Annotated in this window: 18 protein-coding genes; 5 read left to right on the top strand and 13 right to left on the bottom strand. The window is 69.1% G+C overall.

The window, feature by feature from the left end; translation table 11 throughout:
- Positions 1-497 precede the first annotated feature (497 nt).
- Complete coding sequence (locus QZ271_RS11195) at positions 498-1,487, top strand: type I phosphomannose isomerase catalytic subunit (protein ID WP_291431459.1); 990 nt, start codon at positions 498-500, stop codon at positions 1,485-1,487.
- A gap of 114 nt (positions 1,488-1,601) precedes the next feature.
- Here the strand turns inward: QZ271_RS11195 and QZ271_RS11190 are convergent, their stop codons facing one another.
- The 10 genes from QZ271_RS11190 to QZ271_RS11145 form a co-directional block, all read right to left on the bottom strand.
- Entirely contained in the window at positions 1,602-3,737 is a 2,136-nt protein-coding gene (locus QZ271_RS11190; RefSeq protein ID WP_291431457.1) for a molybdopterin-dependent oxidoreductase, read from the bottom strand.
- Positions 3,738-3,762: 25 nt separating this feature from the next.
- The gene (locus QZ271_RS11185; protein ID WP_291431455.1) at positions 3,763-4,935 is read right to left on the bottom strand and encodes a transposase; all 1,173 of its coding nucleotides are present in this window, start codon (positions 4,933-4,935) and stop codon (positions 3,763-3,765) included.
- 473 nt (positions 4,936-5,408) lie between these two features.
- Positions 5,409-6,104, bottom strand: a complete 696-nt coding sequence (locus QZ271_RS11180) for a histidine phosphatase family protein (RefSeq protein WP_291431453.1) — start codon at positions 6,102-6,104, stop codon at positions 5,409-5,411.
- Positions 6,101-7,243, bottom strand: coding sequence for a phosphotransferase family protein (locus tag QZ271_RS11175; protein WP_291431451.1), 1,143 nt, complete (start codon positions 7,241-7,243; stop codon positions 6,101-6,103). The genes QZ271_RS11180 and QZ271_RS11175 overlap by 4 nt, the downstream gene beginning before the upstream one ends.
- Positions 7,240-8,055 (bottom strand): SDR family oxidoreductase, encoded by an 816-nt coding sequence (locus QZ271_RS11170; RefSeq protein ID WP_291431449.1) that lies wholly within the window; start codon positions 8,053-8,055, stop codon positions 7,240-7,242. The genes QZ271_RS11175 and QZ271_RS11170 overlap by 4 nt, the downstream gene beginning before the upstream one ends.
- A 61-nt stretch (positions 8,056-8,116) precedes the next feature.
- Complete coding sequence (locus tag QZ271_RS11165) at positions 8,117-9,349, bottom strand: acyl-CoA dehydrogenase family protein (RefSeq protein WP_291431447.1); 1,233 nt, start codon at positions 9,347-9,349, stop codon at positions 8,117-8,119.
- Positions 9,346-9,690: a hypothetical protein gene (locus QZ271_RS11160; protein ID WP_291431445.1), complete on the bottom strand. Its 345-nt coding sequence runs from the start codon at positions 9,688-9,690 to the stop codon at positions 9,346-9,348. Before QZ271_RS11160 ends, QZ271_RS11165 begins: the two co-directional genes overlap by 4 nt.
- Positions 9,687-10,124: a PaaI family thioesterase gene (locus QZ271_RS11155; RefSeq protein WP_291431443.1), complete on the bottom strand. Its 438-nt coding sequence runs from the start codon at positions 10,122-10,124 to the stop codon at positions 9,687-9,689. Before QZ271_RS11155 ends, QZ271_RS11160 begins: the two co-directional genes overlap by 4 nt.
- Complete coding sequence (locus QZ271_RS11150) at positions 10,121-10,585, bottom strand: MaoC family dehydratase (RefSeq protein ID WP_291431441.1); 465 nt, start codon at positions 10,583-10,585, stop codon at positions 10,121-10,123. Before QZ271_RS11150 ends, QZ271_RS11155 begins: the two co-directional genes overlap by 4 nt.
- Positions 10,582-11,358, bottom strand: coding sequence for an SDR family oxidoreductase (locus tag QZ271_RS11145; protein WP_291431439.1), 777 nt, complete (start codon positions 11,356-11,358; stop codon positions 10,582-10,584). The genes QZ271_RS11150 and QZ271_RS11145 overlap by 4 nt, the downstream gene beginning before the upstream one ends.
- A 217-nt stretch (positions 11,359-11,575) precedes the next feature.
- On the opposite strand from QZ271_RS11145, the gene QZ271_RS11140 reads away from it, so the two are divergent.
- A complete protein-coding gene (locus QZ271_RS11140) occupies positions 11,576-12,664 on the top strand; it encodes an ABC transporter permease (RefSeq protein ID WP_291431437.1) in 1,089 nt (362 codons plus the stop codon).
- Positions 12,665-12,743: 79 nt separating this feature from the next.
- On the top strand, positions 12,744-13,499 hold the full coding sequence (locus QZ271_RS11135; RefSeq protein ID WP_291431435.1) for an ABC transporter ATP-binding protein: 756 nt from the start codon (positions 12,744-12,746) through the stop codon (positions 13,497-13,499).
- 198 nt (positions 13,500-13,697) lie between these two features.
- On the opposite strand, the gene QZ271_RS11130 is transcribed toward QZ271_RS11135, so the two are convergent.
- A complete protein-coding gene (locus tag QZ271_RS11130; protein ID WP_291431433.1) occupies positions 13,698-15,494 on the bottom strand; it encodes an acyl-CoA dehydrogenase in 1,797 nt (598 codons plus the stop codon).
- A 449-nt stretch (positions 15,495-15,943) separates the two neighbouring features.
- On the opposite strand from QZ271_RS11130, the gene QZ271_RS11125 reads away from it, so the two are divergent.
- A complete protein-coding gene (locus QZ271_RS11125) occupies positions 15,944-16,918 on the top strand; it encodes an NADPH:quinone oxidoreductase family protein (RefSeq protein ID WP_291431431.1) in 975 nt (324 codons plus the stop codon).
- Complete coding sequence (locus tag QZ271_RS11120) at positions 16,915-17,508, top strand: MerR family transcriptional regulator (protein WP_291431429.1); 594 nt, start codon at positions 16,915-16,917, stop codon at positions 17,506-17,508. Before QZ271_RS11125 ends, QZ271_RS11120 begins: the two co-directional genes overlap by 4 nt.
- A gap of 174 nt (positions 17,509-17,682) precedes the next feature.
- Here QZ271_RS11120 and QZ271_RS11115 read toward each other — a convergent pair whose 3' ends face one another.
- Together QZ271_RS11115 and nagA are read right to left on the bottom strand one after the other, a co-directional pair.
- Positions 17,683-18,708: an SIS domain-containing protein gene (locus QZ271_RS11115; RefSeq protein WP_291431427.1), complete on the bottom strand. Its 1,026-nt coding sequence runs from the start codon at positions 18,706-18,708 to the stop codon at positions 17,683-17,685.
- Entirely contained in the window at positions 18,705-19,865 is a 1,161-nt protein-coding gene (nagA, locus tag QZ271_RS11110; RefSeq protein ID WP_291431426.1) for an N-acetylglucosamine-6-phosphate deacetylase, read from the bottom strand. The genes QZ271_RS11115 and nagA overlap by 4 nt, the downstream gene beginning before the upstream one ends.
- Between the last annotated feature and the right edge of the window lie 598 nt (positions 19,866-20,463).

The following is a 20,463-nucleotide window of genomic DNA, read 5'->3' as shown; positions in this document are numbered from 1 at the left end:
ATGACCAGCCGTTCCAGGCTTTTCACATCCCGCAGCTTGGACGCTTCCAGCTCGAACAACCCGCTTTTCTCGTCCAGGAACCCTTCCTCGATCTGAAAACGCTCGCCGTACTCGCCGAAGGTTTCCACGCTGGTGGGCTCGTTGCTCACCACCTTCCATTGCTCTGGGTCGTCTGATACGGACTGCCGTTTGTTTCGTTGACAACCCGGGAGGGCGCCGGGTTGCCAACTCCACGTCCGGAACCCGCTTTCCTCCTACTCGCTCCGCTCGGATTGAATGGTCTTTGCAGCCCCTTCAATCGGAGTCCGTATCACATGAATTCGCTAGCAGAGTCTAGTTGCAGCCAACTACCCGGCGAAACGGACGGAAGTCCGTATGGGAGACGCGGAACTGGGCACCATCGGCGCGATCCTGAACGGGGTGGGTGCGCAGAAGCCGGCTAGAATGGGCAGCATCTTTGCCCGTCCATTTACCTTCCCCGCGTTTGAAAGGACCCGATGACCCACCCGCCGACCAGTGCTGACCTGCCTGCCTTCCTGCCGCTCACGCCCCGATTTCAGCCGCGTGTGTGGGGCGGGGACCGCCTCGCTCCTCCCGCGCCGGACGGCACGCCCACCGGGGAGGCCTGGATAGCCGACGGGCAGAGCGTCGTGAGCGGCGGTCCCCTGGCCGGGCAGACGGTCGCCGACCTGCTGGCCGCGCACCCGGCCGCGCTTCTGGGCGCTGGGCAGGACGCGCGGAGCGGCTTTCCGCTGCTGATCAAGCTGCTCGACTGCCGCGACTGGCTGAGCGTGCAGGTTCACCCGGACGACGCGCAGGCCCGCCTCATGGTCGGTCCCGGTGAGCGCGGCAAGACCGAGGCGTGGTATTTCCTGCACGTCGAGCCCGGTGCGCAGCTGCTCGCGGGCGTGAAGCCCGGCACGACCGCGCAGGCCCTGGCGGACGCCATTCGTGGGGGCAGCGTCCTGGACCTCAGTCAACGGTACTCTCCGCAGGAGGGGGACACGCTGTTCATTCCAGCCGGGACCCTGCACGCGCTCGGGCCGGGCCTGCTGCTGTACGAGGTGCAGCAGGCGAGCGACACCACGTACCGGGTGTTCGACTGGGATCGCCCCGCCAGTGCCGGACGCGCCGTGCACATCGAGGAGAGTGTCGCCGTGACCGACCCGGAGCGGCAGGGAGAACTGCGACCGGCCGCGCAGACGGGCGGACTGGGTGAACTGGTCCGCTCCGAGCAGTTCACGCTGCGCGGCGTGAGCGCAGGCCACGAGTACAACACGGGGGGCTGCTTGGCACTCGTGACTGCCCTGAGTGGCCCCCTGACCCTGCGCGCCGGCAGCGAAACCCTGGGCCTGGACACGTACCAGACCGCATTGATTCCCGCCGCGACCGGGCTGTACCGCCTTGACGGGCACGGACGGGCGCTCATCGCGCAGCCGGGCGCAGCGCCAGCGCAGAGCGGCAGCAACGGTTCCTCACCGGACTGAACCGCCACCCCACCAGAGCGCAGACCCCCGGCGCGGTGTGCCAGGGGCCTCCGCTGGCTTTCTGGGGGATGCGGGGGGGCGTGACCGGAGCGCAGGTGCGCCGCCCCCCGTCCCTCAGTCGGTGGCGCTCTCCCCCACCCGCGCGGCGGCGTGCACGGTGATGGGGGTGCCGTTCACGGCGGCGTTGCCGGTCAGGGCGTCGATGCGCCCCGGGTCGGTCAGGTCGTTCAGGCTGGCTCCGGCATGCTGGGCAGCGGTGCTCAGGCGGGTGCCGGTGCGGGCGTGCCCGAAGCCGTGCGGTAAGCAGGCGACGCCGGGCATGACGGTGTCCGTGATCTCCAGCGGCGCGGTGATCTCGCCGACGCGGGAGCGGATCAGGATGACCTGACCGTGTTCGAGGCCCAGGGCGTCGGCGGGGTTAAGTTGCGCGGTGCAGCGGTCCGGGCCGCGCATCAGGCGGGGCGTGTTGTGCATCCAGGAGTTGTTGCTGCGCAGTTGCCGGCGGCCGATCAGGACCAGCGGTTCCGGGGGCTGGTCGAGCGTGGCGCGCAGGCGAGGCAGGTCGGCGAGCATGGGGGTGGGCGCCAGGTGCAGCTCGCCGGTGGCGGTCAGCAGGCGGCCGGGCAGGCAGGGTTGCAGCGGCCCGAGGTCCACGCCGTGCGGGTTGGCGTTCAGGTCGTCCAGGGTCAGGCCGCTGCGGCCGCGCGCGAGACCGTCCCTGAGGCGCTGTTCGGGCGTGGCGAGGGCCCGGCCGCTCAGGCGCTGCACGAGACCGGCGAAGATCTGGTGGTCGAAACGCTGGTCAGGGCGGATCGGGAAGACCGGCTGGCTGTAGCGGGCGGTGTTGCGCACGGCGAAGTGATGGAAGATCACGTCGTAGTGCGGGACTTCCAGGCCGAAGGCGGGCGGCAGGATCACGTGGGCGTGGCGGGTGGTTTCGTTCAGGTACGGGTCGATGCTGACCATGAAGTCAAGGCCTGACAGGGCGCGGTCCAGGGTCCGGCCGTCCGGGACGGACAGAACCGGGTTCGCGGCGACCGTGATCAGCGCGCGGATCTGGCCTTCGCCGGGCGTGAGGATCTCCTCGGCCAGCGCGACGTTCGGGAGTTCGCCGTCGAATTCCGGCAGGCCGCGCACACGGGTGTGGTGGCGGCCGTGGTGGGTGGCGCCCGCCTTGGCGCCGGCCAGCAGGTCGAAGGCGGGAGCGGGGAACATCGCGCCGCCCTCCACGTCAAGGTGCCCGGTAACGGCGTTCAGGGCGTTCACGAGCCACTGGCACAGCCCGCCGAACTCCTGGATGCTCAGGCCGATGCGGCCGTACGCGGCGGCGCGGGGCGCGCAGGCGAACGCGCGGGCAAGTTCGCGGGTCACGCCCGCACCCACGCCCGTGCGGGCCTCCACCGCTTCGGGCGTGAAGGGCGCGGCGGCGGCTTTCAGGGCGCCCAGGCCGGTCATGGCGCCGCCCAGGTGCGCGGTGCGATCCAGGCCGCTGGCAAAAATTTCGTTCAGCAGAGCCAGCAGGAACAGGGCGTCGGTGCCGGGGCGGATGTGGTGAAAGTCCGTGGCGGACTCGGCACTCTCGGTGCGGCGCGGGTCGAGCAGCACGACGCGGCCGCCGCGCGCGCGGATGGCTTTCAGGCGGCTGCGGATGCCGGGCGCGGTCATGATGCTGCCGTTACTGGCGAGCGGGTTGGCGCCCATCATCAGGAAGAAGTCGGTGCGGTCCACGTCGGGGATGGGCAGCAGGAGCGGATGGCCGAACATCTCGGCCGCGGCGAAGTGGTGGGGAAGCTGGTCGATGCTGGTCGCGGTGTAGCGGCTGCGGCTGCCCAGGGCCTTCAGGAACACCCCGGCGGACAGCAGGGTGCCGCTGTTGTGCACACTCGGGTTGCCCTGGAAGGTGGCGACGGCGTCGGCGCCGCGCTGCTCCCGCACGCCCCGCAGTTGCGCGGCCACATAATCGAGGGCCGCTTCCCATTCCATGGGCTCCCAGCGGTCCCCGACGCGGCGCATGGGGGTTTTCAGGCGGTCTGGGTCGGCGTGCAGGTCGGGGAGGGCCGCGCCTTTCGGGCAGATGTGGCCGCGGCTCAGGGGGTCGTCGGGGTCGCCGCGCACGTCGGTGACGCGGCCGCCCTGCACGGTGATGCTCAGTCCGCAGATGGCCTCGCACAGGTTGCAGGCGCGGTAATGCACGCCGTCGGGGGCGGGGGGGCTGGCGTGCAGGTGGGTGGCCTCGGGTGCGGTGACCACTCCCCGCTCTAAAGAGCGAGGCTTCTCAGGCGACGGCATGCGAGACCCCGCTACCGTTGACGCCTGAAGGGACGGCCCGTCCCAGAATGTTTTTCGCCGCGTTGTGGTCGGCGTTCGCCGTATGGCCGCACTGCACACACCTGAAGGTTGCCTGATTCACACGGTTCTCCTTCCCCGTGTGTCCGCAGGCATGACACCGTTGCGACGTGTAGCGGGGGTCTACGGCGATGACTCTCCGGCCAGCACTTTCAGCCTTACTGGAGAGTTGAAACAAGAATCCGGCCCAGCCTGCATCGAGAATGGAACGGGCGAGGTTACTCTGGGCCATGTTGCCCACCTGAAGGTTTTCGTGCGCGATTACGTCGTGTTCATAGATGAGTTTCCGGGCTGTCTTGTGCTGAAAATCCAGCCGTTGACGCCTGACTTTGCGGTGGGTCCTGGCAACCTGCTGCACGGCCTTCCGGCGACGATTGCCCCCTTTCTTGCGACGGGCAACGGTGCGCTGCTGGACGCGCAACTTCTTCAGGCTGTTTCCCAGGTGGCGGGGGTTTTCGATGAACTCACCATCCGATGTGACGGCAAACCACGTTGTCCCCAGGTCGAGGCCAACGCTGCTTCCAGTGACGGGCAGAGGGGTCTCCGGGACTTCACAGGCGTAGACCGCGAACCATTGCCCGCAGTCGTGGACAATTTGCAGGCTTTTGGGCTTACCTTCCAGTGAACGGTGCAGCTTGATTTTGACGTTGCCGATTTTCGGGATGCTGATGCGTCGCCCATCGTCTACGGGCCTCCCGCAGGCCGTCCAATCGTTTTTCTTGTTGTCCCAGCACTGCTTGAACTTGAACGAGTCCCAGCGTTGGGCAGATTTGAACCGGGGGAATCCGGCCCGCTTCGCCCCCCTCTTGACCCGACTGAAAAACGCCTTGTACGCCTTGTCCAGTCGGTCGAACACGTCCTGTAGAACGTGGGAGTAGACCCCGACGAATTCCGGGCATTCCGTCTTGAGTGCGGTGAGTTCACGCTGTTGGTCGTAGGCGCTGAGTGTCTTGCCGTGCTTCCGGTAGGCTTCACGGCGTTGCTCCAGGCCCCCGTTGTACAGCGTGCGCGTGAGGCGCAATGTCTCAAACATAGCGGCCTCTTGGGGCTTGGTTGGATAGAGCCTGTACCGAAAGGTACGGATGGTGGTATTCTCTTGCATGCTTGACGGCTCCAATCCGTCTTGCCACGCTCCCAGCGGTTCCAGCCGCGTGGGGGCATTGCTGTTTGAGTATAGCAGAAAAAGCCTCAGCATTACCGTTCCTGTCGGAACGGGTGCCGCTTGACCCCGCACTGAAGTACGGGGCATGCGCGTCACTTCTTGTCATGAGGGAGCCTCCGTGGGCTTCGGCCCGGGGGGAGCCGGATAGGGGCAGAAGGGGTCCGGCGGTGGGCCGGGGCTGCCTGGGCGCTCGATTGTGGGCTGGGTGCAGTATGCCACTCTGCGCTCGACTGTTACGGATGGCGGACTGTCCGGCCCCGATCTTCACTCACCCTTTCCCACAGACGGACTCTGGTGCAAGGTGCTTCGGGCGAAACAGACGGCAGGCCGTGTGGGGCAGCCGCTGGGCCAGGACGCCGCGTTCAGCGCGCGCGGCCGCTGCGCTACTGAAGATTTCCCGGCGGGGGTAGACTTCAGCGCCAGGAGTGAAGGTGGGGCGGCAGGTGGTGCGTCTCGTTGAAGGTGTCGAGGCTGACGCGCCCGCCGCCGAAGGTCAGCCGGGTGACCGAGGCGTTCTTCACGCGCCAGTTCAGGGCCAGCGCGGAGGCGTCCGGGGCGTCCAGGGTCAGGGCGACTGTCAGACCGATCACGCCGCCGCTGGTGAAGGCCAGCACGGTCGAGCCGCTGCTCAGGCGCAGCATGTCAGCCAGCGCGGCCTGCACGCGTGCCCGGAAGACGGCCCACGGTTCGACCCGGCTGTCCGTGAGGGTCCCGGCCTGCCACGCGGCGGCCAGGGCTTCGAGGTAGGTCTGGAAGGCGCGGTTGCGTTCCGGGCCGCCGGTGTGAGCGTTCACTCCGGCCGCCAGGGCCGAGAACGCCGGGTCCCGGCCAGCCAGGATGGGCGCCAGGTGAGCGGCGAGGCCGTCCCCGTCGAATTCCGCGAGGCGGGGCTCGGGGGTGGCTCCGGGCCAGCCCGGCTGGTGGGCCAGTTGCGCGCTACGCAGCTGCCTGACCAGTGAGCCGTGCAGGACGTGCGTGGGCCGCACCCCTGCCGCGTGCAGAGCCTCGCCGACCGTGCGGGCCTGCTGCTCACCCAGCGGGGAGAGCCGGTCGGTATCCGCCTCGAAGGGCGTGGCCTGCCCGTGGCGGATCAGGATCAGTTCGCTCATGCGGGGGCCTTCTCCTCGCCGATGCGCCGCCACGCTTCCTGGATCAACCACCCGGCCTGACCGGCCAGCGGCGCGAACCGCGGGTCGCTGGTCTGCCCGGCGCGGTAACGCGCGAAGATCTGGATGACGATCACGGCGAGTTTGAAGTGCCCCAGCACCTCGTACCAAGGGAGCGCCCGCTCCAGCGCCGCGAGGTGCGCCGCCGGGTCGCTCGTCACGTGACGAGCAGCGCGCGCCGCGTAGCGGGCGACAAGCTCATCGCGGCTCAGGAAGCCCGGCGAACCCGCGCCGACCTCGTTCGGTGCGCCGCCCGGCATCTCGGGCATGGTCCAGTACGTCAGGGTCAGGCCCAGGTCCACCAGGGGATCGCCCACGGTGGTCATCTCCCAGTCCAGCAGCGCCGTCACGCGGCCCGGATCGGCCGGGTCCAGCATCAGGTTGTCCAGCTTGAAGTCGTTGTGGACCAGCGTGTGCGCGCTCTCAGGTGGCGTGTGGGCCTCCAGCCACGCGATTACGCGCTCATCATTCAGGGCGTCTGGGGCGGGCAGGTCGTTCGTGTCCCGCAGCGCCCCTCGCGCACGCCGCCAGCGACCCGCCCAGCCGGACACCTGCCGCGCGTTGAACCCCTCTGGCTTGCCGATCTCCCGCAGTCCTGCCGCGTAGATATCCACCGCGTGCAGGTCTGCCAGGGTGTCGGCCAGCGCGCCGGACATACGCCGCGCCGCGTCCGGAAGGTCCCGGTACGCGGCGGGCAGGCGCGTGCGGACGACCGTACCGTGGCGACGTTCCATCAGGTAGAACGGCGAACCGATCACGGCCGGGTCCTCCACGATCAGGATCGGGCGGGGCGCGACCGGCAGCACCGGGTGAATCTTCTCCAGCAGGTGCGCCTCCCGGGTCATGTCGTGCGCGCCTTTCGGGACCGGCCCCAGCGGCGCGCGGCGCAGCACGTACTCCTGAGCGCCCCGCGCCGGATCGCCCGCCCGCAGCAGGTACGTGAGGTTCGAGAACCCGCCGGGAAACTGCAGGGCGCTCAGGTTGTCCACGTCGCCTTCAACGCGGCCGCGCATGGCTTCGCGCAGCGCGTCCAGCGGCAGTTCCTCGCCCGGCCGCACGGGGGCCGTCTCGGAGCGGATCACGACCGCAACTCCTCCGGGTGGCCCGTGCGGGGCTGCGCGGCGGATGCCTGACCCTCCAGCAGTTTCATGGCCTTGACGCGCAGGTGCCGCATCTTGCTGATCCACTCCTCGTAGTTGTTCGCCTTGTTCTGGAAGGACTTCAGGGTGCTCGGGTGGGTCGTGACCAGGAAGCCGTCGGCGCGCAGGACTTCCAGGGTCTTCTCGACCAGTTCATGGGTGGTGATCGCCGTCTGCTGAAGCAGCGGCGCGTTCTGGATCATGGGCGTCCACACGCCCTCCGGGCAGAGTGCGGCGACCTTGATGCCCCGGTCTCCGTACGTGATCGCCAGCCACTCCGCGAACGCCAGGGCCGCGTGCTTGGTCACGGCGTACGGCGCGGAGTGCAGTTCGGTCAGCAGGCCCGCCGCCGACGCCGTGTTCAGCAGGTAGCCCTCGCCGCGCTCCAGCATGTGCGGCAGCACGTGACGGGCCGCCCAGACGTGACTCATCACGTTCACGCGGTGAATCAGGTCCCAGTGCTTGTCACCCGTCTCCGGTCCTTCCCCGATGGCGATTCCGGCATTCGAGCACAGCAGGTCGATGCGGCCCTCGTTCGCCAGCACGTCGTCGATCAGGCCCCGGACACCCTCCTCCTGCGCGATGTCGGCGGCTCGGAACCGCGCGCCCATCTCGGCCGCCTTCTGCGCGCCGACCTCCGCGTTCCGGTCGGACGCCACGACCACCGCGCCCTCCTTCACGAACCGCTGCGCCAGCGCCAGCCCAATCCCGGACGCCGCTCCCGTCACCACAATCACCTTTCCGTTGAATTCCATGTCGTTCCTCCGTTGCGCGCGGACTGAAGAGACTTTGCAGCCCCGTCAACCGGACTCCGTATCAGCCCTGGCGGGCCGCGTGGCGTTTCATTTCGACTTTCGCGACGGTTTCGGTGTGCACGATGTCCGGGCCGTCCGCGAGGCGCAGGGTGCGCGCCTGGGCGTACATCAGGGCCAGCGGCGTGTCCTGGCTGACGCCCGCACCGCCGTACACCTGGATGGCGCGGTCAATGACGCGCAGCGCGACGTTCGGCGCGACGACCTTGATGGCCGCAATCTGCCCGCGCGCCTCCTTGTTGCCGACGGTGTCCATCATGTGCGCGGCGTTCATGGTGAGCAATCTGGCCTGGTCGATCTCCATGCGGGAGTGCGCGATGGCCTCGCGGACGTGCTGGTGTCCGCCCAGGGGTTTGCCGAAGGCGGTGCGCTGCCCGGCGCGCTGAATCATGAGTTCCAGGGCGCGTTCGGCCTGTCCGATCAGGCGCATGCAGTGGTGGATGCGGCCCGGCCCGAGTCGGCCCTGCGCGATCTCGAAGCCCCGGCCCTCGCCGAGCAGCATGTTCGCCGCGGGCACGCGCACGTCGCGGAAGGTCATCTGCGCGTGGCCGTGCGGGGCGTCGTCGTAACCGAAGACGGTCAGCATGCGCTCCCGGGTGACGCCCGGCGCGTCGAGCGGCACGAGAATCATGCTCTGCTGAAGGTGCTTGGCGGCGCTGGGGTCCGTCTTGCCCATGAAGATGGAAATGGCGCAGCGCGGGTCGCCGGCGCCGCTCGTCCACCACTTGTCGCCGCTCACGACGTACCCGTCGCCGTCGCGGACGATGCTGGACTGGATGTTCGTGGCGTCACTGCTGGCCACGTCGGGTTCGGTCATGGAGAACGCGCTGCGGATCTCACCGTTCAGGAGTGGGATCAGCCACTCCTCCTGCTGTTCGGACGTGCCGTAGCGGGCCAGGACTTCCATGTTGCCGGTGTCGGGCGCCGAACAGTTGAAGACTTCCGGCGCCCACCAGACGCGGCCCATGATCTCGCACAGGCCCGCGTACTCCAGGTTGGTCAGGCCCGCGCCGTACTGGCCGTCACGGCTGCTGGCGGGCGGCAGGAACAGGTTCCACAGACCGGCCTCCTGCGCCCTGGGCTTGAGCTGATCGATCAAGGGCAGGTGCTCCCAGCGGTTCCCGGTGTCGATCTGCCGGTGTACCTCGGCGTCGTTCGGGTAGATGTGTGCCTGCATGAACGCGGTGAGGCGTTCGCGCAGGTCGCGGGCGCGGGGGGTCACGTCGAACACGGTCATAGGAGTTCCTCCTCGGGGGTCAGGGGCCGGAAGCTGGCGCGGTCACCCTCGATACTGATCAGAACGCTGCGGAACCCCACGTTCCCCGCACGCCGCAGCACGAGGTTCAGGGCCAGCAGGCGCTCCTGAATCGCCCCGGCCTGCTCCAGCAGCGCGGGGTCGTCGTCATGAACGAGCCGCTGGGCGTGCCGCACGTCCTCGTCGAACAGCTGCCGGTAGGAAGCGAAGGGGGGCGCGGCGCCGAAGGTGGCGTCCACCCCGAAGGTCCCGGCGTCCGTGACGGTCAGGGTGCCCAGGACCTCGCGGCCGCGTTCCAGGGTGTAGACGGCGCCTGGTTTCACGGCACGTCTGCGCGGACAATGGTGCCCAGCGCCGTGGCGACCAGTTTCTCCTGCCCGCCCTGCGCGGCGTACAGGTCACAGCGGGTCACGGCCTGGCGCTTCCCGGCGCTCAGGACGCTGCCCCGGCCGATCAATGTGTCGCCCTGCGCGGGCCGCAGGAAGTTGATCTTGAACTCGCTCGTCAGGACACTGGGGCCGAGCGCGGCGGCCCCCATGAACGTCAGGGTGATGTCCGCCAGAGTCGCCTGGACACCGCCGTGCGCGAAACCGTGATGCTGCGTCAGGTCGGGCCGCAGCGGCAAGTTCACCTCGACCTCGGCGGGCGTGAAGCGGACCGCGCGGGCACCGACAAGGGTGCTGAACGGCTGGGCGTCCAGCACACCCTGCGCCACCGCGAGCATGCTGTCGGTCCCCGTGGGCGCGGCGGGGGTCACAGGTAGACCCGGAAGACACTCTCGGCGGTGCAGGCGGGTTTGTCGGCCCCCTCGATCTCGACGGTGTTGGCGACCGTGATCTGCATGAAGCCCGGCCCAGGTTCGACAGACTGGAGGACAGCGCGGTTGCGAAGGCGCGCCCCGGCGCGGACGGGGGTAATGAAACGCACGCGGTTCAGGCCGTAGTTGAGGGTCAGGCGTGCGCTGTCGGTGCGCAGGGCGCCGCCGTGGGTCATGAACTCCCCGGCCAGGAGGGAGAGAGTCAGGAAGCCGTGGGCGATGGTGCCGCCAAAGGGACCCTGCGCGGCGCGTTCCTGATCGACGTGAATGAACTGGTGATCGCCGGTGGCCTGCGCGAAGGCGTCGATGCGGCTCTGCTCGACGGTGACCCAGTCGGACAGCGCGACCTGCGTACCCAGACGGGCGGCCAGCTCCTCAGGGATTGCGGTGGGCGCGGTCATACGACGCCGGCGCCGCCGTCCACGGCGATATTCTGGCCGGTCATGTAGGCGCTCGCGTCGCTGGAGAGCAGCAGCGCCAGGCCCTTGAGGTCGTCCTGACTCCCGAGGCGGTGCATGGGAGTGGATTCCAGAATGGCCTGCTCGCCGTAGGCCAGGGTGCCCTTGGTCATCTTGGTGGGGAAATAGCCGGGGCAGATGCTGTTCACGGTGACGCCGTGCGCGGCCATCTCGGCGGCCAGGGCGCGGGTGAAGTTCACGACGGCGCCCTTACTGGTGTTGTACGCGGCGGTGGGGGTCATGCGTGGGTCGTTGCCCTGAAGCCCGGCGACCGAGGCGACGTTGACGATGCGGCCCTTACCGGCGGGGAGCATGCAGCGTTTCAGGACGCTCTGGGTGATGAGAAACAGGCCATTGACGTTGACGTTCATGACTTTCATCCAGGCGTCGAAGGGGTGGTCGGCGGTCGGTGCGCCCCAGGTGGCTCCGGCGTTGTTCACGAGGATGTCGATGCTTCCGACTTCTTTGTGGATGCGTTCGATCAGGGGGTCGATGGTGTCGAAGGCGCCGAGGTCACCCACGTACACGTGCGCGGTGATCCCCAGGCCCGCGAGGTGGGCTTTGGCGTCATCGAGCTCGTGCTGTTTACGGGCGGTCAGGATCAGGGTGGCGCCGTACTCGCCGAGGGCTTCGGCGATCTGCAGGCCGAGGCCCCGGCTACCTCCGGTGATCAGGGCGGTCTTGCCGGTCAGGTCGAACAGGTCTTTCAGGGCCATGGGGTCCTCCGGGTGGATCTGAATGTGGGTGCCCGACCAGCATAGTCGAAAGTTTACGTACGCGTCAATTTTGAACGAGCGGGGATATTTAGGGCCGCTTGGCCCTGCGCCTCGAGCGGCAACCAACGGGCCGAATTGACTTTCTGGCTGACTTACCGTACGGTAAGGACAGAGCTTACCGACCGGTAAGTCAATCCAACGAACCAAGGGAGATGCTATGTACCTGGCCCTACGTGAACTCCGCCACCACCGCCTGCGCTCGCTGCTGATCGGCGGCATCGTCAGCCTGATCGCCTTCATGGTGTTCATGCTCACCGGCCTCACCCGCGGCCTCGCCCACGACAACGCCGCGCTCCTCATCGAGACGCCCGCCACGCACTTCGTCACCACCCGCGACGCGGAGGGCGTCTTCACGCGCTCGTTCCTGACGCCCGACACCGTCAGCCGCCTTCAGGCTGTCGCCGGACCCACCGCGACACCCACCGCGCAGAGTTTCGCCACCTTCAGCCGAGGTGAGCGGCAGCTCAGCGGCGTCCTGATGGGCGTCCCGCCCGGCAGCTTCATGAACCCCACCGCCCAGCAGGGCCAGCCCCTGAAGGCCGGCAGTACCGGAGCGGTCGTCGACGAGTCCCTGCAAGAAGAAGGCGTGCGCCTCGGGGACACCCTGACCCTCAAACCCGGCGGCGAGACCCTCCAGGTGATCGGCTTCACGCGCGCCGCCCGCCTCAACCACCAGCCGGTCGTGTTCGTCACCCTGGAGCACTGGCAGACCCTGAACCCCCGCTTGCAGGGCACCGTGAACACTGTCGCCCTGAACACGGGCGCCCCGAACACCGGCGGCGCGGCGGCGCGGGCCGCGCAGGTGGCTGGCGTGAGCGTCCACACGCGCGCCGAAGCCCTTCAGGAGCTGCCCGGGTACCGCGAGGAGCAGGGCAGTCTGATCATGATTCAGGTGTTCCTGATCGTCGTAGCTGCCTTCGTGCTGGCCGTGTTCTTCTACGTCCTGACACTCCAGAAGACGCCGCAGTTCGGGCTGCTCAAGGCCATCGGTGCCAGCACCCGTACCCTGGCCGGCAGTCTCCTGGCGCAGATGATGATCCTGAGCGTCCTGGCCGTCACGGTGGCCGCGCTGGTCACGCTGGGCGCCGCCGCGCTGCTCCCATCGGGTCTGCCCTTCGCCCTGACAGCCCCCACCGTCCTGGGCGCGTCGGCGCTACTGATCGCGGTCGCGGCGCTCAGCAGCCTGCTCAGTCTCGGCAGCATTGCCCGCGTTGACCCGCTGATCGCCATCGGTACTTCCACATGACCGTCCGCTTCCACGTGACCGCCCGCAGGCCCAGACCCGCACGCCGCCTCTTGCCCGCCCGTCAACCCAGGAGACCCGCATGAACGCCACCCTGCTTACCCAGTCCAAATCCACCCAGCCCATGATCACCCAGTCCACCCTCACCCAGCCGGAAGCTTCGCTCAGCCAGCCCACGCTGTCCCTGCGCGCCGTCAGCAAAACCTACGGGGACGGCGACGGCACCGTCACGGCCCTGCACCCCACCACGCTCGACGTGCGCCCCGGCGAACTCGTCGCGGTCAGCGGCCCCAGCGGGAGCGGCAAGAGTACCTTCCTGGCCCTCGCCGGAGCGCTCCTGCGCCCCACGGGCGGGCAGGTTCTGATCGCCGGTCAGGACGTCACGGCGCTCCCGGCCGCCGCGCTGCCCGCCTTCCGCCTGAAGCACCTGGGGTTCGTGCTTCAGAGCAGCAACCTGATCCCGTACCTGACCGTGCGCGAACAGCTAACCCTCGTTACCCATCTGGCCGGTCAGGACGCACGCGCGGGCCAGGCGCGCGCCGACGACCTGCTGGGCCTCCTGGGTCTGGGCGACCGGGCTGGGCACTACCCGGCCGCCCTGAGCGGCGGTCAGCGGCAACGGGTGGCCGTCGCGCGCGCCCTGATGAACGACCCGCAACTGATCCTGGCGGATGAACCGACCGCCAGTCTGGACGGCCCGCGCGGCCGTGAAGTCGTGCAGATGCTCGCGCAACAGGTCCGGGAGCGCGGCCGGGCCGCCGTGATGGTCACGCACGACGACCGCGTGCTGGACCTGTGCGACCGCGTGGTGCACATCGTTGACGGCCGAGTGAATTGAGCCCAGAACCCGCGTCTCCCCTGCTCGCTCTGCTCGGACTGGAAGGTCTAGCAGCCCTTCCAGCCCGAGTCCGCATGAGTGCCGCTGTCGTACGGATTGCGGCTCTACTCCGCGAAGGGGCGTCTGCTGTTCCTACTTGTTCCTACTAGCGTCCGCTCGGATTGATTCAGAACTGCACCGAATCAATCGGAATCCGTTTCAGAACCAGTCGGCGTGCATGTCGGTGGTGGTGCGGTCGGCGCTGGCGAGCAGGTCGGCGTGCGCGCGCACGCGGGGCAGTTCGTGCGTGGCGTAGAAGCGCGCGGCGTGCTGTTTGCCCTGGTAGAACGGCTGGTCGCCGGGGCGCGCGCCGGGCAGGGCGCGGGCGGCGGCAGCGGCCTGACGCAGCCACATCCACCCGACGACGGTGTGGCCCAGCATTTCCAGGGCGCTGTTGGCGTTCGCCAGCAGCAGGTCCGGGCCCAGGTCGGCGGCGCGGGGCAGCAGGGCGCCCAGCGCAGCGGTGCACTGCGTGACGGCGGTGCGCAGCGCGGCGCGGATATCGCCCAGCTCCTCCAGGTGTTCGCTGGCGTCCAGGTCGGCCTGCATGCGTGCCATCAGGATTTCCAGGCCGCGTCCGCCCGACTGAGTGAGTTTGCGGCCCAGCAGGTCGTTGCCCTGAATGCCTTCCGTGCCCTCGTGGATGGGGTTGAGGCGGTTGTCGCGGTAGTACATCTCGACCGGGAAGTCGCGGGTGTACCCGGCGCCGCCCATGACCTGAATGGCGTCGCTGAGGGCTTCTTGACTGTAGCGGCTGGGCCAGCTCTTGACGATGGGGGTCAGCAGGTCGAGCAGCAAGCCCGTGTCGGCGCGCTCCTCTTCGGGTGCGGTCTGAAGGTCGTCCACGAGGCGGCTGGCGTACAGGCCCAGCGCCAGTCCTCCCTCCACGAAGGCCTTCTGCCGCAGCAGCAGGCGGCGCACGTCGGCGTGCTCGATGATCGGGACGGGCGCGGAGAGCGGGTCCTTGTTGCTGGCGTGGCGGCCCTGGCGGCGGTCGCGGGCGTACTCCAGGCTGGCGAGGTACCCGGCGGTGCCGAGCATGACGGCGCCCATCCCCACGCCGATGCGGGCCTCGTTCATCATGTGGAACATCTGCGCCAGTCCCCGCCCGGGCTCGCCGACGAGCTCGCCGACCGTCTGGCCACCTTCACCGAAGTTCAGGAGGGTGTTGGTGGTGCCGCGGTAGCCCATCTTGTGGTTCAGACCCGCCAAGGCGACGTGGTTGCTCTCGCCAACGCTCCCGTCCGCCTGCACGCGGTAGCGCGGGACCAGAAACAGGCTGATGCCCCTGACGCCGGCCGGGCCGCCCGCGATACGTGCCAGGACGAGATGCACGATGTTCTCGCTGAGTTCATGCTCGCCGCCCGAAATCCACATTTTGGTGCCGCTGATGGCGTACGTGCCGTCACCCAGGGGCGTGGCGGTGGTGGTGATGTCGGCCAGTCCGGAACCGGCCTGCGGTTCGCTCAGGGCCATGGTACCGAACCAGCGTCCTTCCAGCAGGGGCCGCATGAACTTCTGCTGCTGTTCGGGTGACGCGAAGATGCGCTGCAGGTTGGCGTTCCCGATGGTCAGGAAGGGGTAGCCGCTGGTGCTGATGTTCGCCGCCTGGAAGTGCGCCTGCACGGCCTGCATGACCACCCACGGCAGTTGCAGGCCGCCCAGGTGCTCGTCATGGTGGGCGCTGAAGAACCCGGCCTCGCGGAAGGCGCGCATGGCGTCCCCGACGGCTGCCGGAAGCTGCACACGGCCGTCCATGACGTGCGGTTCGTTCAGGTCGCCCTCACGGACGTGATTGGCGAAATAGCGGTCAGCGACCGTGTACGCGACGTTCAGGATGTCCTCGTACACCTCGCGGCTGTGCTCCGCGAAGCGGGGGCGGGCGGTCAGGGCCTCGGTGTCGAGGGCTTCGAACAGCTGGAATTGCAGGTCGCGTCGGTTCAGGAAGGGGGCCATGCGGGTCACTCCTAGGGTACGGGCAGAGGGGAAGGAACGGGGCGAGGAGCTGGCGGGCGACGGGGCAGGGGCTACGTGGCAAGGGCGACGGGGAGAGGGCTACGGGGCAGGGGCTACGGGGAGAGGACCGGGCGGGTCCGCCGGTCTTGGGACGCCGCCAGCGCACGCGGCTGTCACCCACGCATCCCCGGTGCCCACGCACCCCATTCCCATTCATCTGTGAATACCCAGAGCCTACCGGCCATGAACGTGCACGTCAACTTTGAACGTATGCGTCAAGTTACCCGCGTTAAGATGGACGCCCGGTCCCATACGGATTGCGCGTGTCTCGTTCACAACCCGCCACCCGCTTTCCTGCTCCCCGCATCCCCAGACCTCGCCCACACCAGACCTCGCCGTGACCAGACGCGGCACACGTCAAGCCCCACCCTTCCCCTGGAGGAACCCCCATGCGCGCACTCACCTGCACTGCCTTCGACCAGCCCGAAACCCTGCGCGTTCTTGAGACGCCCACCCCCGACCCGGCTGCCGGCGAGGTCACCATCGAGGTGCACGCCGCCGGCGTGAACTACCCGGACGCCCTGATGGTCATGGGCCAGTACCAGGTGCGCCCGCCGCTGCCGTTCACGCCGGGCGCAGAGGCCGCCGGGATCATCACGGCCGTCGGCGAGGGCGTGCGCGGCCTGAGCGTGGGCCAGCGGGTCGCGGCGTTCACGGGAACCGGCGCGTTCGCCACGCACCTGAACGCCCCGGCCGCCGCCGTCATGCCCCTGCCGGGCGGCATGGACCTCGGCGTGGCCGCCACGCTGCCCCTGGCGTACGGCACGGCCATGCACGCCCTGATCGACCGTGGGCAGGTCAGGGCCGGCGAGACCCTGCTGGTCCTGGGGGCCGCCGGGGGCGTGGGACTGGCCGCGGTCATGATCGGTAAGGCACTCGGCGCGCGCGTGATCGCCGCCGCCAGCACCGAAGAGAAACTCGAAGTGGCCCGCCAGCACGGCGCAGACGAGGTCATCAATTACGAACAGTCTGACCTGAAAGACGCCCTGAAAGCATTGACCGGTAAGCAGGGCGTGGACGTGATTCTCGACCCTGTGGGCGACCGCTGGGCCGAGGGTGCCTTTCGCAGCGTCGCGTGGGGCGGGCGTTACCTCGTGATCGGCTTTGCGGGCGGCGAGATCCCGCGTCTGCCGCTGAACCTGCCGCTGCTCAAGGGCGCGTCGGTCGTGGGTGTGTTCTGGGGCGAGTTCGCCCGCCGCGACCCTGCCGGGAACGCCCGTAACCTTGCCCAGCTGGCCGGGTGGGTTATGGACGGCACGGTGCGGCCCCTGGTGAGCGAACGCTACACCCTGGAGGACGGCGCGCGCGCCATGCGCGACCTGCTTGAGCGCCGCGTGACCGGTAAAGTGATTATCACACCGTGACTGACCCGACCCCGCCCAAACCCCAGCCCGACCCAACCTTCTACACCACCGCCGAACTGGCCCGCGCGGCTGGCGTGACCCGGCGCACCGTCATGCATTACGCCGAACTGCAACTGCTGACGCCCGATCAGGTCACTGCGTCCGGCCGCGCGCTGTACGGCCCTTACTCGCTACGGCTGCTGCGCGACCTGATCGACCTGCGCGCGCTGGGCATGACCCTGGAAGAAGCGCGCGACATGGTCACCTTGCGCCGCGCCACGCACGACATTCACGGCCACTACCGCCGCGACTGGACCCGCGCGGACATTCCGCTGGACGACACGCGTCTCAGGGCGCTGCACATGCGCCTGCGCGCCATCAACGCCGCCTTCGAGCGGCAGGCGAACAACATGGCCCGCTTCGACCGCTGGCTGACCAAACGCTTCACCGGTGATCCGAACGCCCTGCCGAGCGGCCGTGACCCACACGCAGGCGACCCCACCCAGGACAGCACAGACGGAGGCGGCCCTACCCAGCCCAACCCTGCCGCGCCTAACACTCCCGAGCCCAACACTGCCGGGGACGGCACAGGCGGGAACAGCCCAGCCTGACAGCCGAATGGGGATGACCGGGAATCAGGCTGGCCGGGAGGATGCCACAGGACAGCGGAGGGGCGGGGTCCGAGGCTGGCGCCCCCGTGACCCCCACTCGCTCCGTTCGCATGGAACGGTTTTTGCAAACGATGGGCCACCGGAGTCAGTACGGTGCGGGCAGGCGGGCGAGGCTCAGCGGGTTTTCGTGACCTTGCTGAGCAGGGGGGGCTGGTCGGGGTTCAGGCCGCGTGCCAGCGAGAGGTGCGCGGCGAACAGGTAGAACGCCAGGGCGCTGGGGACCGTGTCGGTCAGGCCGTGCCCGGTGGCGGGCGTGGTGAGGCTGCTGCCGCTGGCAGGCCCGATGGTGCGGAGGTCGGCCCCGTCGGCCTGGAGGGCGTCCAGCGCGGCGCGCGTGGCCGCCTGAGCCTGATCGGCGGGCGTGAAGGCCAGCACCGGGAGGCCCTCGGCAAGCAGGCGTTTGGGGCCGTGACTGAACTCGGCGGCGGAGTACGCCTCGGCGTGAATGCCGCTGGTTTCCTTGAGTTTCAGGGCGGCTTCCTGGGCCACGCCGTAATGCAGGCCACGCGTGAGGACAATCAGGTTCTCCGCGAAGCGGTAGCGGCCGGCGAGGTCGCGGGCCTGCCCTTCGAGGGCCAGGGTGACTTCCAGCGCGGCGGGCAGGGCGTGCAGGCCGCGCAGCAGGGCCTCGTCGCCGCTGAGCTCCGCGGTGACGGGCAGCAGCGCGGTCAGGCTGGCAAGGTAGCTTTTGGTGGCGGCCACGGCGCGTTCCTCGCCGGCGCGCAGCGGCAGAACGAACTCGGCGGCGCGCGCCAGGTCGCTGTCCTCCACGTTGACAAGCGCGACCGTCAGCGCGCCGCTCTCGCGGGCCGCGCGGACGTTCTCGACCACGTCGGGGCTCGCGCCGCTCTGTGACACGGCGATCACCAGTGCGCCGCGCAGGTCCAGGCGGGTGCCGTACAGCGTGTGAACGCTGGGCCCGAGGCTGGCGACCGGCAGGCTCAGCTGGGTTTCCAGGGCGTATTTGAGGACCGTGCAGGCGTGGTCGCTGCTGCCGCGCGCGATCGTGACGACGTACGCGGGTTTCAGGGCGCGGATGGCGGCGGCCAGGGAGCGGCTGACGCCGGCGTTCTTCGAGAGCTGCTGGCGGATGACGTCCGGGGAGTGCCGGGCTTCTTGCAACATCAAAGGATCGGTCATGTGTGCTCCGGGGTGGGGACTCTGGCCATGGGTGCGACGGAAAGGGGTGTGCCAGCGACATGCACGGCCTGCACGGTCAGCTCCGGGTCGAGGGTCACGAGGTCAGCGCGCAGGCCGGGCCTCAGTTCTCCCCGGTCGCGCAGGCCGACCGAGCGGGCGGGAGTCAGGCTGGCCATACGACTCGCCTCCGGCAGGGGAATGCCGGCGGAGACGGCGCGGCGAAGGGCGGCGTCCATGGTCAGGACGCTGCCGGCAATGGTGCCGTCCGGAAGGGTGGCCTTCCCGCCGCGTACCGTGACGGGCTGCCCGCCGAGTTCGCTGGGGCCGTCGCCCAGTCCGGCGGCGCGCATGGCGTCCGTGATCAGGATCAGGCGGTCGGGCGCGGCGGCCCGCGCGAGGCGCACGGCCGTGTCGTGCAGGTGAATGCCGTCCAGTATCACTTCCAGGGTGGCGTGCGGGTCGGCCATCAGCGCGCCGGGCACGCCGGGGTTGCGGCCCTCGATGCCGCCCATGGCATTGAACAGGTGCGTGGCGCAGGTCTGCGCGCCCGCCGCACTCAGCAGGCCGAGCAGCGCACTCACGGTATCGGGATCGGCGCGGGTGTGCCCGATTCCGACGCGTACGCCCGCACGCGCGAAGGCCAGCGCCGCTTCCCGCGCGCCCGGCAGTTCCGGGGCGAGGGTCACGGCCCGCAGAACGCCCGTGGCAATCACCTGCGTCACCAGCGCCTCGGCGGGGTTGACGGCGCAGGGGGGCTGCGCGCCCAGACGCTCAGGACTGATGAACGGCCCTTCCAGGTGGGCGCCCGCGATATCCGCGCCGCCCGGCACGCCCGCGCGCATGACGTCCGCCACGCCTCGCAGGGCGTCCAGCACCGCCTCCCAGGGGTTCGTGATGGTGGTGGGCAGCAACGTGGTCGTGCCGTGGCGGGCGTGCAGGCGGGCCAGGGTGCGCACGCCGTCCGGGCCGTCCATGGTGTCCCCGCCGCCGCCGCCGTGCACGTGGGTATCCACGAACCCGGGCAGGATCACCTGGTCACGCGGAGCCTGCGGGTCGGGCTCTGCGGCGCGGATCAGTCCGCCCTGAAGGGTCAGGCGGCCCGGCGCAAGGCGCCCCTGCGGTCCGGGCCACAGCAGCAGGCCCCGCAGGACCGTCATTCCGTCAGGCATAGCGGGGGCCAGCCCTGACGAGTTCAGGTCGGAACAGCGGCGCCGGGTCGGCTATGCAGGACCCGGTCCGGCCATGGCCGCCTCTCACCAAGAAATCAGTGTGGCGCGCGAACTGCTCATTCAGAGCGGCGGGGCTGGTCCAGCGGGGCAATTCGCCCAGCGTGGCGGTGCGGGGCGTGCGTCTGGCGGGTGCGGTCACGGTGAACTCCTGCGAACTGAAAGATGCTCGGCGTTCAGGGTGAGTGGCCGGGGCGGCGGCCATGCGGGTCGGGCAGGGCCGCTTGAGTCCCGCGCGGTCTGGCCAGGAGGCGCTTAGGAACGCGGCTCGGTTCACTCTAGGAGCGAACATATGTCCTGTCAATTTTATTAGGTCAAATGATTAGCCAGCATGCTCACCATGCGAACTTCGATTCAATCGGGTGCAAGAACCGTCCAATGGGTTCGGCGCCCACAGCAGCAAAGCGGGGTCCGGGCATTGAGATGGACTGCGATTGATTCGGTGCAGGTCCAATAGACCTCCTGCGAAAGTCCCCAGCTACGCTGCGTGAGTGAGCCACGACCGCCTTGAACGCCTCCGACAGCTGAA

It is taken from the genome of Deinococcus sp. (genome assembly GCF_018260555.1).
GTDB lineage: Bacteria > Deinococcota > Deinococci > Deinococcales > Deinococcaceae > Deinococcus.
This window is presented reverse-complemented; position numbering and strand designations above follow the sequence as displayed.

Coding starts and splice junctions, on each gene's coding strand:
- QZ271_RS11195 (WP_291431459.1), top strand. CDS start 498: ATGACCCACCCGCCGACCAGTGCTGACCTGCCTGCCTTCCTGCCGCTC.
- QZ271_RS11185 (WP_291431455.1), bottom strand. CDS start 4,935: ATGCAAGAGAATACCACCATCCGTACCTTTCGGTACAGGCTCTATCCA.
- QZ271_RS11180 (WP_291431453.1), bottom strand. CDS start 6,104: ATGAGCGAACTGATCCTGATCCGCCACGGGCAGGCCACGCCCTTCGAG.
- QZ271_RS11170 (WP_291431449.1), bottom strand. CDS start 8,055: ATGGAATTCAACGGAAAGGTGATTGTGGTGACGGGAGCGGCGTCCGGG.
- QZ271_RS11165 (WP_291431447.1), bottom strand. CDS start 9,349: ATGACCGTGTTCGACGTGACCCCCCGCGCCCGCGACCTGCGCGAACGC.
- QZ271_RS11150 (WP_291431441.1), bottom strand. CDS start 10,585: ATGACCGCGCCCACCGCAATCCCTGAGGAGCTGGCCGCCCGTCTGGGT.
- QZ271_RS11145 (WP_291431439.1), bottom strand. CDS start 11,358: ATGGCCCTGAAAGACCTGTTCGACCTGACCGGCAAGACCGCCCTGATC.
- QZ271_RS11140 (WP_291431437.1), top strand. CDS start 11,576: ATGTACCTGGCCCTACGTGAACTCCGCCACCACCGCCTGCGCTCGCTG.
- QZ271_RS11135 (WP_291431435.1), top strand. CDS start 12,744: ATGAACGCCACCCTGCTTACCCAGTCCAAATCCACCCAGCCCATGATC.
- QZ271_RS11130 (WP_291431433.1), bottom strand. CDS start 15,494: ATGGCCCCCTTCCTGAACCGACGCGACCTGCAATTCCAGCTGTTCGAA.
- QZ271_RS11125 (WP_291431431.1), top strand. CDS start 15,944: ATGCGCGCACTCACCTGCACTGCCTTCGACCAGCCCGAAACCCTGCGC.
- QZ271_RS11115 (WP_291431427.1), bottom strand. CDS start 18,708: ATGACCGATCCTTTGATGTTGCAAGAAGCCCGGCACTCCCCGGACGTC.
- nagA (WP_291431426.1), bottom strand. CDS start 19,865: ATGACGGTCCTGCGGGGCCTGCTGCTGTGGCCCGGACCGCAGGGGCGC.